Origin of the sequence: Humitalea rosea, assembly GCF_003253705.1 — a bacterium.
Taxonomy (GTDB): domain Bacteria; phylum Pseudomonadota; class Alphaproteobacteria; order Acetobacterales; family Acetobacteraceae; genus Humitalea; species Humitalea rosea.
In genome coordinates this window covers 1-14,947 of the sequence record NZ_QKYU01000029.1, presented here as the reverse complement: position 1 = coordinate 14,947, position 14,947 = coordinate 1, and the positions used below count along the sequence as shown (strand labels likewise).

The window sequence follows — 14,947 nt, the reverse complement described above, 5'->3', positions numbered from 1 at the left end:
GGCGGAGCAAAGCAGGAGGATGCGATGCAGGATCTCGACAGCGCAGGCATCACCGAGGCGGTGCTGGCGCAGATGGCCGATACGCCCGATGCGCGGCTGCGCGAAATCGCCGACGCCGCGGTGCGCCATCTGCATGACTTCGCGCGGGAGGTGAATCTCAAGCCGGACGAATGGCTCGCGGGCATCGCCTTCATGACCGCCGTGGGCCAGGCCTGCACCCCGTACCGGCAGGAGTTCATCCTGTTGTCGGACGTGCTGGGGCTGAGCCGCCTGGTGAACGTCATGCATGACGTGACGGGGCGCGAGGCGGCGGGGACGGAGACCAGCCTGCTCGGCCCGTTCTTCCGTGAGCAGGCACCGAAGATCGCGCTGGGCGACAGCATCGCCAAGATCGGCCAGGGCGAGGAGATCATGATCTTCGGCCAGGTCACGGATGCCGCCGGCAAGGGCGTGCCGGGCGCGCAGGTCGATGTCTGGCAGACCGACGCCGAGGGCGCCTATGACCTTCAGGCGCACGACCCCACGGTGATGGACATGCGCGGCCAGTTCCGCTGCGATGCCGAGGGCCGCTTTCGCTTCCGCACGGTCAGGCCGCTTGGCTACATGATCCCCATGGACGGGCCGGTGGGCGACCTCATCAACCGGCAGCACCGGCATGGCTATCGCCCGGCGCATATCCACTTCCTGATCTCGGCCCCCGAGTACCGGGAATTGGTGACGGCGCTCTATTTCGCCGATGACGAACATGTGGACAGCGACACGGTGTTTGGCGTGTCGCGCTCCCTCGTCATCAGCCCGGCCGTGGGTGTGGAGGGCGCGCCGGACCCGGCGGTACCGAGCATCCGCTACGACTTCTGCCTCTCGCGTGAGACGGAGGAAGGGGGCGGGCGCGTGGGTTCCGACCCGTCGAAGCTGATGCCCGCCTCTGGCTGAGGGCGCCACGGGACCGCAGACAACGCTTGGGAGGACAAGAAGATGACAAAGATCACCCGCCGGAGTCTCGGCCAGCTTACGGCCGCGACCGGGCTCGCCGCCGCATCCGGCATCCGCCCGGCCGCGGCGCAGGCGCCCTCGGGCCCGCCCCTCCGCATCGGCTATTCCATGTCGCTGTCGGGCGGGCTCGCCGGCAATGGCCGGCCGGCGCTGGCCACGCACCGGATCTGGGCGGATGACGTGAATGCGCGCGGCGGGCTTCTCGGCCGGCCCGTGGAGCTCGTGCATTACGACGACCAGAGCAATGGCGCGCAGGTGCCCGGCATCTACACCAAGCTGATCGACGTCGATAAGGTCGATCTGGTCGTTTCGGGCTATGCCACCGCGATCATCGCGCCGGCCATGCCGATCGTGATGCAGCGCGGCATGACGATCGTGACCCTGCTTGGCACCGGCGTGAACCATGAGTTCCGCTACGACAGGCACTTCAACATCTGCCCCGTGGGCAGCCAGGTGAAGGAGACCTTCGCCAAGGGCTTTTTCGACATCGCCATGGCGATGGATCCGAAGCCGCGCACCATTGCCATCGCGGCGCTGGACTCCGACTTCCCGCAGCGGACCGCGGAAAGCGCGCGCTTCCTGGCGCGGCAGCATGGGCTGCGGGTGGTCTATGACCGCTCCTATCCGCCGGGCACGGTGGATTTCTCGCCCATCATGCGCTCGATCCAGGCGGCACGGCCGGATCTTGTCTACATCGGCTCCTACCCGCCGGATTCGGTCGGGCTGCTGCGCTCGGCGAGCGAGCTGCGCATGTCGGCGCGCATGTTCGGCGGCGCGATGATCGGGCCGCAGATCTCGGCGCTGAAGGCGCAGTTGGGGCCCATCCTCAACAACCTCGTCACCTGGGACGTCTATGCCCCCGAGCCGACGATGCAGTTCCCGGGTGTGGAATCCCTGCTGCGACGGTATCGCGAGGTCGCGGCGCGGGAACAGACCGATGCGCTCGGCCTCTACGTGCCGCCGCTGGCCTATTCGCAGATGCAGGTGCTGGAGCAGGCGGTGAAGCGTGTCGGCAGGATCGACCAGGCAGCACTGGCCGCCGACATGCACGCGAACGCGTTCGACACGGTGATCGGGCCGCTGACATTCGACGCGCTCGGGGAATGGACGGAGGAGCGCAACCTCTACGTCCAGTATCAGGGCGTCACCGATGGCAATCTGGAACGCTTCGCGCGCCCGGGCACGCAGGTGATCCTCTATCCGCCACGCTACAAATCGGGCGAGCTGCGCGGACCCTACGGCGCCAGCGCGACCTGACGACATGGACCCCGAACTCGCGCTCCTGGTGAATGCCATCATCTCGGGCCTGTTGCTCGGCAGCCTTTATGCTGCCGCGGCGGCGGGCCTCGCGATCTCCTTCGGCATGCTGGATATCGTCAACATCGCGCATCCGGCGCTGGTGGTGCTGGGCGCCTTCGCGGTGGTGGTGGTCTCGGGCGGGCTCGGGCTCGATCCGCTGTTGTCGGCCGTGCTGCTGGCACCGGGTTTCTGGTTGCTGGGGGCGGGGATCTACACCGCTTACCACCACTTCTTCGAACGCCGGGGGGATCAGGCGCTGCACGGCCTCGCCTTCTTCTTCGGCGTCATGTTCATCATCGAGGTCGGGCTGGTGATGGTCTTCGGCGCCGACCAGCGCTACGTCGATCCATCCTACGCCAGCATCACCTACTACTTCGGCGATATCGACCTACCCTTGCGGATGCTGGTGCCTGGGGCGTCGGCACTGGCCACGATCGGGGCGCTGGCGCTGTATCTGCGGACGACCTTCACCGGCCGGGCCATCGCCGCCGTGGCGCAGGACCCGGAGGCGCTGCGCCTGCTCGCCATCGATCCGGTGCGGATCAAGCGCTTCGCCTTCGGCATCTCGGTGGCGCTGGCCGGGCTCGCGGGCGGGGCGCTGGTGGTGGTGCAGCCGATCGATCCCTGGTCGGGCCATGTCTTCATCGGCCGCGTCTTCGCCATCGTCATCATGGGCGGCATGGCGAGCCTGTCGGGCTGCGTGCTGGCGGCCCTGGCCTTTGGCGTGGCCGAGAATGTCACCGCTGCCTTCTATGGCCCGTCCTGGTCGCCGGCGGTGGCCTTCGGCGCGCTGCTGCTGGTGCTGGCCTTCCGGCCGCAGGGCCTGTTCGGACGCGCGGCGTGACGGTCAAGACCGAGGCGGCCCTCCGGCCCCGCCCCGCCCTGCCCGCCGGCCATATCGCCTTTTGGGGCGGGGCGGCGCTGCTGTGCCTCGCGCTGGTCGCGGGCTTCCGGGTGCTCGACAATGAATACGCTTGGTTCGCCGGCTACTTCATCCTGCAATACGTGCTGCTCGCCACCGCCTGGAACATCCTTGGCGGCTATGCGGGCTATGTGAATTTCGGCGCGGCGGGCTTTCTCGCCGTTGGCGCCTATACCACCGTGGCACTCCGAAAAGCCTTCGGCCTCGACCTGCTGCCCTGCATCGCCGCCGCCGCCTGCATCGGCGGGCTGCTGGGCTTAGGCACCGGCTGGCTCGCGCTGCGGCTGAAGGGTGTGTATTTCGCCATCGCCACGCTCAGCCTCGCGGTGCTGCTGCATACCATCGTGGTGAACTGGAGCTTTGTCGGCGGCTCGCGCGGCGCCTATGTGCTGCGCCCGGCCTCGATCCCGCCCTTCGTCAGCTATGGCGAGTATCTGTTCGTCGTGATGCTGGTGCTGGCGGTCATCGGCGTCGGCATCGCGCGGGGGATCGAGGGCTCGCGCCTCGGCATGGGGCTTGCCGCTTTGCGCGACGATGAACGCGCGGCCGAGGCCGCGGGCGTGCCCACGCTGCGGCTGAAACTCGTTGCCACCACGCTGAGCGGCGCGTTGATGGCCGTCGCGGGGGCGCCGCTGTCGCATTACACCGGCTATCTGAATCCGGAGGCCGCCTTCGGCCTCGCCTTCTCGGTCAATGCCATCGCCATGCCGCTGATCGGCGGCGCCGGCACCTGGTTCGGGCCGGTGATCGGCGCGGTGCTGCTGGCCTCGCTGCAACAGGCGGCGACGGTGACGATTTCCTCGGCGGCCAATCTGATGATCGTTGGTGTCGTGCTCGTGATCTTCGCGGCCGCGGCGCCGCGCGGCATCGTCGGGCTGATCCGTGGCGGGCGCCACCGGTGAGCGGCGAGATCCTGCTGCGCGCCGAGGGCGTCGGCAAGCGCTTCGGCGGCTTCGTCGCGCTGAACGGCATCGACCTTGAAGTGCGCGCCGGTGAGCGGCTCGGTCTGATCGGACCGAATGGCTCGGGCAAGAGCACCTTCGTGAACTGCCTCGGCGGCAGTTTCCCGGCGCATGAGGGGCGCTTCATCTTCGACGGCAAGCCGATGGCCGGGCTTGCGCCGCACCGGCGCGGGCATCTCGGCCTGGCCCGCACCTTCCAATTGCCGCGCCCCTTCAACAGCCTGTCGGTGCTGGAGAATGTGACCGTGCCGCTGCTGTTCGGCCCAGCGCGGGAAACCTCGCCGGCCGAGGCCCGCGCGCGCGCCATGGCCTGCCTGGAACAGGTGGAGCTTGCCGGCCGCGCCGCCCAACACCCGCGCGAATTGACCCAGGTGGATCTGCGGCGGCTGGAGATCGCCCGCGCCATCGCGTTGCGCCCGCGCTTGCTGGTGGCCGATGAGGCGATGGCCGGGCTGTCGCATACCGAGGTGGCGCAGATGCTGGAACTGCTGTTCCGCCTCAATGCCGCCGGCACCACCATCATCATGATCGAGCATGTGATGCGCGCGGTCCGCGAATTCTCCCAACGCCTCGTCGTCTTCGTCGCCGGCAACAAGATCGCCGATGGCGACCCCAATGAGGTGCTCGCCATGCAGGATGTCGAGGAAGCCTATCTTGGCCGGTAGCGCCTCGCTCACCATCACCGGGCTGCACGCGGGCTATGGCGCGGTGCGGGTGCTGGAGGATGTCGGTCTCACGGTGGCGCCGGGCGAGACCGTCGCGCTGCTGGGCACCAATGGCAATGGCAAGTCCACGCTGATGCATTGCGTGATGGGCCTCGTGCGCCCCTCTCAGGGCAGCATCCGCGCGACGCTTGACGGGCAGGAGATCGACCTGATCGGCCATTCGCCCGAGGAGATCGTGGAACTCGGCATCGTGCTGGTGCCGGAGGGGCGGCGGCTGTTCCCGCTGCTCTCGGTCGAGGAGAATCTGCTGCTCGGCGCCTGGCGCGCCGCCGCGCGACCGAAGCGCCTGGCCAATCTGGAATTCTGCTACGATTGCTTTCCTCGCCTCAAGGAACGCCGCCGCCAGGCCACCGGCACCATGAGCGGCGGCGAGCAGCAGATGGTCGCGCTGGCCCGCGCCATCATGGCCGAACCGCGGCTGTTGCTGGTGGATGAGCCCTCGGTTGGCCTCGCGCCGCTGCTGGTCGCGCGCACCATGGACAAGATCGCCGAGTTGCAGCGCCGCCTCGGCCTGACGGTGCTAATGGCGGAGCAGAATTTTCCCCAGGCCGTCCGCATCGCCGATCGCGGCTATGTGCTGGTGCATGGCCGGATCGAATACGCCGCGGCCTCGGCCGCCGAGCTGAACGAGAACCAACTCGTGCGGAACCTCTATTTCGGTTCCTGATACAGCAGGGAGACACGCGATGGCCGGACCGCTCGAAGGGATACGGATCGCCTGGATCGGCGTGGGCAACATGGGCCTGCCGATGGCGCGCCGGCTGCTCGGCGCCGGCGCCGCGCTGGTGGTCTGCGACCGCGATCCCCGCCGCGTCGTGCAACTGGTCGCCGAGGGCGCCGAGGCCGCGGCACGCCCCGCCGCCGCGATCCGGGGGGCGGCGCTCAGCTTCTCCATGGTGCCGGATGATGCGGCTTTGCGCGCGGTGGTCGGCGGGCCCGATGGCGTGGCCGGCGCGGCGGGGCCGGGGCTCGTGCATGTCGATCTCAGCACCGTCTCGCCCGCCGCCTCGGCCGAGGTCGCGGCGGCGCTGGCGGCGGGCGGGGCGGGCTATCTGCGCTGCCCGGTCTCCGGCAGCACGGTGACGGCGGCGACCGGGCAATTGACCCTGTTCTGCTCCGGCCCGGTCGCGGCGCTGGAACGCTGCGGCCCCGCGCTGGATGTGCTGGGCGCGCGGCGGCTGCATCTGGGGCTGGCGGAGGAGGCGCGGGTGCTGAAGCTGCTGGTGAACCTCGTCGTCGCCGCCATGCCGGCGCTGCTGGGCGAGGCGCTGGCCTTCGGCACGCGCCTCGGCCTGCCGCGCGATGTCATCGTCGATGCGCTGGGGCAGAGCGTCGTCGGCACGCCGCTGCTCGCCTACAAGGCCGATGCGATCAAGCGGGAGGACTGGACTCCCGCCGCCTCGATCGACCTGCTGTCCAAGGACCTGGACCTCGCGCTCGGCGTGGCGCGGGAGGCGGGGATCGCGCAGCCTCTGGTCGCGCTGGTGCGGGAGCACTATGCCGCGCGGCAGGCCTGCGGTGAGGGTGGGCTGGATTTCTTCAGCCTGACAGCATCGCCCGCCGCCCGCCGGCCAATTCAATGACCTCGGCGGTGATGCCATCCTGGCGCAGCTGGCGTTCCTTCGCGCCGAGTTCGCCCAGCATGCGTTCGATGTTGCTGCGCGCCGCGGCCATGGTGGACATGCGCGCCTCATTCTCGGCGGCGAAGGCGATGGTCACGGCCTCGCGCAGCTGCGCATGCACGTATTCCTCGGCCAGCCCCTCGATCAGCGCGGCCGGGGCGAGATTGATCAGCGGCGGATAGCCCGAGAGCGGGCGCGCGAAGCGGCGCGGATCCAGCGGCAGCAGGGCGCGGTGCTCCACATGCAGCCCTTCGCGCTGGGTCCAGTTGGGCAGCACCAGGGCGATGCGGGCCAGGTGCCGTTCCCGGATGCCGGTGTAGAGCGCCTCACCCAGCCGCTGCGCCAGCCCGGCCAGCCCATCGACATGCGGCACCATGCCCGCGGTCCAGACCGGGTGCAGGCCGCGTTCCTCGGCACGGCTGACGCCGCGCGCGCCGATCAGGAAGATCTCGGTCGCGGCGGGCTCACCCGTCAGCGTGTCCAGCACAGCTTCGCTGAAGGCGCCGGCAAAGCCCTGCTCGGCGCAGAACACCACCAGCGCGCCATGGCCGGACGGCTGCGTGCGATCGGGCAGCCCGGCCGGCAGCAACCGCAGCGCCTGCGCCAGCGCCCCGGCGACGACATCGGCATAGGTGCGGATCGCGGGCAGCAGGTTGCGGCTTTGCTGCGCCCGCGCCGCGGCCATGCCACGCATCGCGCCCACCACCGTGTCGAGCTGCCGCACGGTGCCGAGCCGGGCCGAGACATCCGCGAGCTGCCCGGTCACGCATGCTGCTCCGCGAGGTGGCGCAGCACCACGAGCAGGCTGGTCTGGGCGGTATCGGAGAGCGCGTGGCTCCGCTGCACCTCCTCCACCACCGCCGCCGCCTGCTGGTCGAGCCATGCGGGCAGGGCGTGGCGGAAACTGGCCACCGCCGCCGGGGCCAACGTATCCAGCACGCCTTCCTTCAAGGCGACGGTCAGCGCGACCTCATCCACCAGCCGCAGCGTGGCGAAGCGAGGCTGGGTCAGCAGACTCCGCATGCGCGCGCCGCGGGCGAGCTGCGCCTTCACACGCGCATCGGACATGCCGCCGAAGCGGGTGAAGCTCTCCAATTCCAGGAACTGCGCGTAGTCCAGCCGCAGCGTGCCGCTGGCATGGCGCAGCGCCGGCGCCTGGGTCTTGCCGCCGACCCGGCTGACGCTGGTGCCGACATCCACGGCGGGCTTCTGGCCCTCATGGAACAGCATCGCATCCAGCACGATCTGGCCATCGGTGATGGAGATGAGGTTGGTCGGGATATAGGCGCTGAGGTTGCCCGCCTCGGTCTCCGCGATCGGCAGAGCGGTGAGCGAGCCGCCGCCCTTGGCCGCCGACATTTTTCCGGCACGTTCCAGCAGCCGGGCATGGAGGTAGAAGATGTCGCCCGGAAACGCCTCGCGCCCCGGCGGCTGGCCGGTCAGCAGCGCGATTTCCCGATGGGTCGCGGCATGCTTGGTCAGATCGTCCACCACCACCAGCGCATGCTGGCCGCGGTCGCGGAAATACTCGGCCATGGTGAAGCCGGCGAAGGGGGCGACCCATTGCAGCCCCGGCGCATCGGCGCCGCCGGCCACGACGAAGATGCAGCGTTCCGGCGCGCCATGTTCGCGGATCGCCGCGATCAGCCGCGCGACGGTCGAGGATTTCTGGCCGACCGCGATATAGACGCAGATCAGGTCGCTCGCTTTCTGCGCGATGACGGTATCGACGGCGACCGAGGTCTTGCCGGTGGTGCGGTCGCCGACGATCAGCTCCCGCTGTCCGCGCCCGAGCGCGAAGAGCGCATCGACCACCAGCAGCCCGGTCTGCACCGGCTCGGTGACCAGGTCGCGTTCCATGATGCCGGGGGCGGGGCGTTCGATGGGCTCGTGGGCCTCGGCCTCGACCGGGGCGCCGCCATCCAGCGGACGGCCCAGCGGATCGACGATGCGGCCGAGCAGGCCGGGGCCGATCGGGACGCGCAGCACCTCGCCGGTGCCGCGCACGATGTCGCCGGCCTCGATGCCACCGGTCTCGTCGAGCAGCACGCAGCCGATGCGGTCGTGCTCCAGCACATGGGCGAAGCCGCGCTGGCCCTTGTCGAAGACCAGCACCTCCGACAGCCGCACGCTCGGCAGGCCGGAGATCAGGGCGATGCCGTCGCCGATCCGCTCGACGCGGCCGATCTCCTCCTGCTGCGGCGTGAGGTCGGCCGCGGCCACCTGCTGGCGGGCGGTCTCGATCCAGGTCTCACTCATGGCTGGGAGGCACCGGCATGGTGAGCGACCGGCCGAGGCGGTCCAGATCGGCCCGCCAGTTCCGGCGCAGCAGCGTATGCGGCCCTTGCAACGTGGCGCCGGCGATCAGCCCGGGGTCCTCACCGAAGGTGAAACGGGCGTCCTTGCCCAGGAGCTGCGTCAGGCGCTCCTGCCAGGCGGTCTGCGCGTCGGCGGACAGGGCGGTTGCGGTGGTCACCACGACGGGCCGCTCGGCGGCGGCCAGCTCCCGCCGCGCCTCGGCCGGCAGGGCCGCGAGGTCCTGCGCCAGCGCCTCCAGCAGCGCCGCCGTGACGGTGTCGGCGGGCAGCAGATCGAGCAGGCGGCGGGCCATGACGACGGCAAGTTCGCCGGCCTGGGCTTCCAACTCATGCCGCTGGGTCTCGCGTTCGCGCGCCAGGATCTTGTGCGCCTCGGTCTCGATGCGTGCCGCCTCCTGCCTGGCCTGTTCCAGCATGTTGGCGCGTTCGGTCAGCGCGGTGGCCTGGGCGGCGGCCAGGATGGCTTCGCCTTCCTTGGAGAAGTCCTTCCGGCGCGCCTCAATGGCCGCGACCGCCTCCTGTGCCGCGTTGCGCGCCGCCTCCGCATCCGCCAGCAGCTTTTCCGAGGCGTCGCGGCGCGCGTCGATGATCGCCTTCACCGGCCGGAAGAGGAAACGCTGCAGCAGCCAGATCAGGACGAGGACATTGATGGTCTGCAGACCGAACGTCCACCAGTCGATCTGCACGCGTCTAGCCCCGGAAGGGATTGGCGAAGAGCAGCAGCAGCGATACGACGAGGCAGTAGATCGCCGTCGTCTCGATCATCGCCAGGCCGACGAAGAGCGTGCGGGAGATGACATTGGCGGCTTCCGGCTGGCGGGCGATGGCATCCAGGGCGGCGGCCACCGAGCGCCCCTGCCCCAGGGCCGGCCCGATCGCCCCGAAGGACACGGCGAAGGCCGCGGCGATGATGCTGGCGATCTCGATCATGATGCTGTGTCCTCTTGCTGTTGCGCCGCGTCGGACGGCTTTTCCTCGATGGCGCCGCTGATGAAGACCATGGCCAGTACGGCGAAGATGTAGGCCTGGACTGCACCTGTCAGCAATTCGAGCGCCATCAGCGGCACCGGCACCAGCAGCCCGACCAGCGACAACAGGATGGCGATGATGAAGACACCGCTCATCACATTGCCGAACAGTCGGACCACCAGCGCGAAGGTCCGGGTGAACTGTTCCAGCAGGTTCATCGGCACCAGGAACAGGTTGGGATAGGCGAAGCTGCGTAGATACCCGCCGAGCCCGCGGGCCTGGATACCGAAGCCGACAACCGAGAGGAAGACGATCAGCGCCAGGGCCGCATCGGTTTCGATCTTGGCGGTCGGCGGCTCGATCCCCGGCACCATGGACGACCAGTTCGCCGCCAGGATGAACAGGAACAGCGTGCCGATCAGCGGGAGGAACAGCGTGGAGGCGGTGTGCATGGTGTCGTGGATCTGCCCCTGGATCGTCTCCACCACCAGTTCCAGGCAGGCCTGCGCGGTCCCGGGCCGCATCGTGAGCCGCCGCGTCACCGCCCAGGCGGCGGCGGCCAGGGCCGCCATGATCCCCCAGGTCGTCAGCACCGTCGTGCTGATCGGCACAGGGCCGAGGGTGAAGGCGAGATGGGTCGAAAGCGGCGAATCCATCATCTCAGCGGCGCTCCGGCCGGACAATCCAGGAGCGGGCCAGCAGCAGCCCCCCGAGTGCGAAGATCAGCGGCCAGGCGCCACGCATCCCCACCAGCACCAGCCCCGCGACCACGATGACCATCCGCGCCAGATGCAACGCCACCGCCGCCGCCATGCCGCCGGTCAGATACAGCCCGGTGTTGTGGCGCAGCGTGGAGAAATGCACCGCGCCGAGCAGCAGGCCGGCCAGGGCCCAGAGCGGATCGGTCAGCGCCATCATTGCCGGTGCATCCATTTCCATCCCGACCAGCAGCCGAGACCGATGCCGAACATCATCAGCGGCGCGGTCCAGAAGATGCCGGTGCCGAACGAGCGATCGATCCAGCGGCCGAGGAACATGGCCAGCAATCCCGGCGTCACGATCATCCAGCCGAGCGTGCCGATCTGCGCCAGATAGGCGCCCACGCCCGGCGGCCCCTGCTTGCGCGCCCGCCGTTCGCGCGCGGCGTGCTGCTGCACGGAACGGAACAGAGGGTCCTTGTCCGGCTGTTCGGTCATGGCGACAGCACCGAACGGCCCTGGCTGGAGCGCAGGATGCGGACGATCTCCCGCACCGCGCTCATCTGCATCCTGGTCGCGGCGACGCGTTCGGTCCGCTCCGTCTCCGCGGCGGCCAGGAAGGTCGCGAGGACGGTCGTCTCCAGCGCCTCGGGGCTGTCGCCAAGCTGGCCCTCACGGGTCGCGATGGCGATCTCCTTGCCGCCGCGCACGGTCAGGATGCCGCCGCGCACGGCGCAGCAGCCCGTGTGGCCGTCCTGGTGCCGCCAGGAGACCACGGAGACGCTCAGCACCGTCAGCAGGTCGGCATGCCCGGGCCGGATGCCGAAGCCGCCGCTTGCATCGGCGGCGCGCAGGGAGACGACGTCATCATGCTCGGCGAGCACATGGACGGGGTCGGTGAGCAGCAGCTTCATGATGCGTTCGCCTTCTGGCGCGCGGCCTCCTTCTGCCGCCCCTGATCCAGCCCGCCGATCATGTAGAGCGAGCTTTCGGCCCAGTCATCCGTTTCGCCATCGAGGATCGCCTTCGCCCCCGCCAGCGTCTCCGCCAGCGGCACCGATTGTCCGGGCGTGCCGGTGAAAGCCTCGGTGACGCCGAAGGGCTGGGTGAGGAAGCGTTGCAGCCGGCGCGCGCGGATCACCGCCTGACGGTCCGCCGCGCCAAGTTCCTCGACGCCGAGCAAGGCGATGACGTCCTGCAATTCCTTGTAGCGCGCCAGTACCTGGCGGGCGCGGGCGGCGAGTGTGTCATGCTCCACCCCCACCACGGTGGGATCGAGCAGGACGGAGGCGGAGGTGAGCGGGTCGATCGCGGGATACATGCCCTCCGCCGCCATGGAGCGGGAGAGCGCGATCATGCTGTCCACATGCGCGGAGATGGCGGTGACCGCGGGATCGGTGAAGTCATCGGCGGGGACGTAGACGGCCTCGATCGCCGTGATCGCGGCACCGGCCACGGAGGCGATGCGTTCCTGCAACCCCGCGACCTCGCTGGCCAGGGTCGGCTGGTAGCCGACGCGTGAGGGCGGGCGGCCGAGCAGCCCCGAAACCTCGCTGCCCGCCTGGACAAAACGAAACACATTATCCATCAGAAGCAGCACGTTCTTGTGCTGCACGTCGCGAAAATATTCGGCGATGGTCAGCGCGGTGAGCCCGACGCGCCAGCGCGCGCCTGGCGGCTCGTTCATCTGGCCATAGACCAGCACCGTGCGCGCGAGCACGCCGGATTCCGTCATGTCGGTGAGAAGTTCGTGTCCCTCACGCGAACGTTCGCCGATGCCGGCGAAGACCGAGGTGCCGTGGTAGCGCTCCGCCATGGCGCGGATCAACTCCATCACCAGCACGGTCTTGCCGACACCGGCGCCGCCGAACATCGCCGCCTTGCCGCCCTGGGCCAGCGGCACCAGCAGGTCGATCATCTTGATGCCGGTCTCGAACATGCCGGTGGCGGCATTCTGTTCGGCAAGCGGTGGTGGCGCGCGGTGGATCGGCCAGATGGGCGTATCGGGCGGCAGCGGCGGGCCGAAATCGCGCACCGCCCCGGTCACGTCCAGCAGCCGGCCCAGCACCGCATCCCCCACAGGCGTGGTCAGCGGTGCGCCGGTCGCCAGCACCTTGGCGCCGCGTTGCAGACCCTCGGTGGAATTCATCGCGATGGCGCGGATGCTGTGCCGGTCGAGGTGGCTCTGCACCTCCAGCAGCACATCCTCGGCGCCGGGCCGGGCGATGCGCAGGGCTTCCTCGATCTGCGGCAACCCGCCATCGGCGAAACGGATGTCGAGGGCCGCGCCGCGGACGGCCAGGACCGAGCCGGTCAGCTTTACCGGGTCTGTCGAGGCTTGCGGCATATCACGCTCCGGTTCAGACCCGCATTCTAACATGGTTCACGCCATCACATGCGCCCCGCCATCGACATAGGTGACGGAGCCGGTGAGGGGTTTGCCGCCGTCGCTGGCCAAAAAGGCGGCGACACGGCCGATTTCCTCGATGGTGACAAGCTGATGTGCGGGGGTGCGCTCCACCGCGCGCTCCAGCAATTCATCGAAGCGTCCGATGCCGGAAGCCGCGCGCGTCTTCACGGGGCCGGCGGAAAGCGCATGCACGCGGATGCGGCTCGCGGCCAGATCGACGGCGAGGGTGCGGACGCTGGACTCCAGCGCGGCCTTCACCGGACCCATCAGATTGTAGTTCTCCACGACGCGGTTGGAGCCGAAGAAGGTGACCGTCATCAGGCAGCCGCCATCGGTCATCAGCGGCTGCGACAGGCGGGCCATGCGGATGAAGGAATGGCAGGAGACATCCATCGCCAGCGCGAAGCCCTCCGCCGAGCAGTTCACGAGGCCGGTCGCCAGATCCTCGCGCGGGGCGAAGGCGATGGAATGCAGCACGAAATCGAGCTTGCCCCAGGTCTCGGCGATCCGCGCGAACACGGCTTCGAGCTGCCCCGGGGCGCGCACGTCGCAAGGCAGGCACAGCGTGGCGCCAAGGGCCTCGGCCAGCGGGCGGACGAAGGGTTCGGCCTTCTCGTTCAGATAGGTGACCGCAAGTTCCGCCCCCGCCGCACGGAGCGCCTCGGCGCAGCCATGGGCGATGCTGTGGGCATTGGCGATGCCGACGACGAGGCCGCGCTTGCCAGCAAGATCGATGATCTGGGTCATGGCGCGCTCATTTCGTGGTTGAGGATGTAGAGGGCGTCGTCGGCGATCACCTGCTCCTCGTCGGTTGCGAGCACGAGCACGGCGACGGTGCTGCCGGCCGCCTCCAGCCGAGGCTGGCCGGCGGCATTCGCGCCCGCATCGAGCGAGACGCCGAGCCAGCCGAGGTGGTCGCAGATGGCCTGGCGGATTTCCGGCTGGTGTTCGCCGATGCCGGCGGTGAAGACGATCGCATCGAGCCCGCCGAGGGTATTGGTCAGGGCCGCGATCTCACGCGCAACGCGGAAGGCGAAGACCGCGATTGCCTCCCGCGCTTCCGGCGCCTCGGAGGCGAGCAGCACCCGGCTGTCGCCGCTGATGCCGGACAGGCCGAGCAGACCGCAGCTGTGGTAAAGCATATCCTCCAGCTGCGCCGGCATCATCCGATGGTCGTCCAGCAGGTGGAGCAGTACCCCTGGGTCCAGCGCGCCGCAGCGCGTGCTCATCGGTATCCCGTCGAGCGTGGAGAAGCCCATGGAGCTGTCCTGGCTCAGCCCGCCCCGCAGCGCGCAGAGGCTGGCGCCGCTGCCGAGATGCGCCACGACGACGCGCCCCGCCGCGACATCCGGCGCCCGCTGCTGCAGCGCCTGGGCGATGTAGGTGTAGGACAGGCCATGGAAGCCGTAGCGCTTGATCCCCTTGTCGTGGAGATGCCGCGGGATCGCGAAGCGGCGGATCATCTCGCTCTGCGTGCGGTGGAAGGCGGTGTCGAAGGATGCGGTCTGCCGCAGGCCGGGGCGCAGATGCCGGATGGCGCGGATCAGCCGCAGGCTTTGCGGCTGGTGCAGCGGCGCCAAGGTCACGAGGCCGGCGATGGCCGCGAGATTCGCCTCATCGATGCCGACAGGGCCTGCGAAGATGTCGCCGCCATGCACCACGCGATGGCCGACCAGCCCGAGTTTTTGCAGTGGGAAGTGGGTGCCGAGCCAGCGCAGGACCTCGTCCAGCACTTCATGCAGATCCTCGGTGATCCCGGCTTCGAGCAGGATGTGTTCCCGTGTCGTGCTCTCGATCGTCAGCGTCAGCGGGCGCTGCTGCAGATCCACCTGGCCCTTGCCGATGCGTTGCGCCACGCCGTCGCGCGCAATGAACAGCCCGATCTTGATGCTCGACGACCCGGGATTGAAGGTCAGCAGCAACTGCCCGCTCATGCTGCCCTACCGTTCAGATGCTGCTTCTGCAGTGCCTGACGCCGTGATCCTGGCATGCCAGGATCACGGCGCGGCGGCGGTGTCGGGATGGTTTT

The 14,947-nt window shown here is 69.3% G+C and carries 18 protein-coding genes; 7 read left to right on the top strand and 11 right to left on the bottom strand.

Annotated features, from left to right (window positions below):
- The first annotated feature begins 24 nt into the window (after positions 1 to 24).
- From C8P66_RS19955 to C8P66_RS19925, 7 genes are read left to right on the top strand one after another with little or no spacing between them, the layout of a single operon-like run.
- The gene (locus C8P66_RS19955) at positions 25 to 933 is read left to right on the top strand and encodes a dioxygenase family protein (protein ID WP_111400049.1); all 909 of its coding nucleotides are present in this window, start codon (positions 25 to 27) and stop codon (positions 931 to 933) included.
- A gap of 42 nt (positions 934 to 975) precedes the next feature.
- On the top strand, positions 976 to 2,250 hold the full coding sequence (locus tag C8P66_RS19950; RefSeq protein ID WP_111400048.1) for an amino acid ABC transporter substrate-binding protein: 1,275 nt from the start codon (positions 976 to 978) through the stop codon (positions 2,248 to 2,250).
- 4 nt (positions 2,251 to 2,254) lie between these two features.
- Entirely contained in the window at positions 2,255 to 3,136 is an 882-nt protein-coding gene (locus C8P66_RS19945; RefSeq protein WP_111400047.1) for a branched-chain amino acid ABC transporter permease, read from the top strand.
- On the top strand, positions 3,133 to 4,116 hold the full coding sequence (locus C8P66_RS19940) for a branched-chain amino acid ABC transporter permease (RefSeq protein ID WP_111400046.1): 984 nt from the start codon (positions 3,133 to 3,135) through the stop codon (positions 4,114 to 4,116). The genes C8P66_RS19945 and C8P66_RS19940 overlap by 4 nt, the downstream gene beginning before the upstream one ends.
- The gene (locus tag C8P66_RS19935) at positions 4,113 to 4,841 is read left to right on the top strand and encodes an ABC transporter ATP-binding protein (RefSeq protein ID WP_111400045.1); all 729 of its coding nucleotides are present in this window, start codon (positions 4,113 to 4,115) and stop codon (positions 4,839 to 4,841) included. The genes C8P66_RS19940 and C8P66_RS19935 overlap by 4 nt, the downstream gene beginning before the upstream one ends.
- Positions 4,831 to 5,568 (top strand): ABC transporter ATP-binding protein, encoded by a 738-nt coding sequence (locus C8P66_RS19930; RefSeq protein WP_245903695.1) that lies wholly within the window; start codon positions 4,831 to 4,833, stop codon positions 5,566 to 5,568. The genes C8P66_RS19935 and C8P66_RS19930 overlap by 11 nt, the downstream gene beginning before the upstream one ends.
- A gap of 19 nt (positions 5,569 to 5,587) precedes the next feature.
- Entirely contained in the window at positions 5,588 to 6,484 is an 897-nt protein-coding gene (locus C8P66_RS19925; RefSeq protein ID WP_111400043.1) for an NAD(P)-dependent oxidoreductase, read from the top strand.
- On the opposite strand, the gene C8P66_RS19920 is transcribed toward C8P66_RS19925, so the two are convergent.
- The 11 genes from C8P66_RS19920 to C8P66_RS19870 are packed head-to-tail and all read right to left on the bottom strand — an operon-like array spanning position 6,441 to position 14,852.
- Entirely contained in the window at positions 6,441 to 7,289 is an 849-nt protein-coding gene (locus C8P66_RS19920; RefSeq protein ID WP_111400042.1) for a F0F1 ATP synthase subunit gamma, read from the bottom strand. The genes C8P66_RS19925 and C8P66_RS19920 overlap by 44 nt on opposite strands.
- Positions 7,286 to 8,782, bottom strand: coding sequence for a F0F1 ATP synthase subunit alpha (locus tag C8P66_RS19915; RefSeq protein ID WP_111400041.1), 1,497 nt, complete (start codon positions 8,780 to 8,782; stop codon positions 7,286 to 7,288). Before C8P66_RS19915 ends, C8P66_RS19920 begins: the two co-directional genes overlap by 4 nt.
- Positions 8,775 to 9,527, bottom strand: a complete 753-nt coding sequence (locus tag C8P66_RS19910; protein WP_158537326.1) for a F0F1 ATP synthase subunit delta — start codon at positions 9,525 to 9,527, stop codon at positions 8,775 to 8,777. The genes C8P66_RS19915 and C8P66_RS19910 overlap by 8 nt, the downstream gene beginning before the upstream one ends.
- Before the next feature lie 4 nt (positions 9,528 to 9,531).
- Positions 9,532 to 9,771 (bottom strand): F0F1 ATP synthase subunit C, encoded by a 240-nt coding sequence (locus tag C8P66_RS19905; RefSeq protein WP_111400039.1) that lies wholly within the window; start codon positions 9,769 to 9,771, stop codon positions 9,532 to 9,534.
- Positions 9,768 to 10,469 carry a F0F1 ATP synthase subunit A gene (locus tag C8P66_RS19900; RefSeq protein WP_111400038.1) on the bottom strand — a complete coding sequence of 234 codons (702 nt, stop codon included), beginning with the start codon at positions 10,467 to 10,469 and terminating at the stop codon, positions 9,768 to 9,770. Before C8P66_RS19900 ends, C8P66_RS19905 begins: the two co-directional genes overlap by 4 nt.
- Position 10,470: 1 nt before the next feature.
- Positions 10,471 to 10,728 (bottom strand): N-ATPase subunit AtpR, encoded by a 258-nt coding sequence (locus C8P66_RS19895; RefSeq protein ID WP_158537325.1) that lies wholly within the window; start codon positions 10,726 to 10,728, stop codon positions 10,471 to 10,473.
- Positions 10,725 to 11,006 (bottom strand): AtpZ/AtpI family protein, encoded by a 282-nt coding sequence (locus C8P66_RS19890; RefSeq protein ID WP_111400036.1) that lies wholly within the window; start codon positions 11,004 to 11,006, stop codon positions 10,725 to 10,727. Before C8P66_RS19890 ends, C8P66_RS19895 begins: the two co-directional genes overlap by 4 nt.
- Positions 11,003 to 11,422, bottom strand: a complete 420-nt coding sequence (locus C8P66_RS19885; RefSeq protein ID WP_111400035.1) for a F0F1 ATP synthase subunit epsilon — start codon at positions 11,420 to 11,422, stop codon at positions 11,003 to 11,005. Before C8P66_RS19885 ends, C8P66_RS19890 begins: the two co-directional genes overlap by 4 nt.
- On the bottom strand, positions 11,419 to 12,855 hold the full coding sequence (gene atpD / locus C8P66_RS19880; protein ID WP_111400034.1) for a F0F1 ATP synthase subunit beta: 1,437 nt from the start codon (positions 12,853 to 12,855) through the stop codon (positions 11,419 to 11,421). The genes C8P66_RS19885 and atpD overlap by 4 nt, the downstream gene beginning before the upstream one ends.
- Positions 12,856 to 12,891: 36 nt before the next feature.
- Positions 12,892 to 13,665, bottom strand: coding sequence for an enoyl-ACP reductase FabI (fabI, locus tag C8P66_RS19875; protein ID WP_111400033.1), 774 nt, complete (start codon positions 13,663 to 13,665; stop codon positions 12,892 to 12,894).
- Complete coding sequence (locus C8P66_RS19870; protein ID WP_111400032.1) at positions 13,662 to 14,852, bottom strand: acetate/propionate family kinase; 1,191 nt, start codon at positions 14,850 to 14,852, stop codon at positions 13,662 to 13,664. Before C8P66_RS19870 ends, fabI begins: the two co-directional genes overlap by 4 nt.
- Positions 14,853 to 14,947 lie beyond the last annotated feature (95 nt).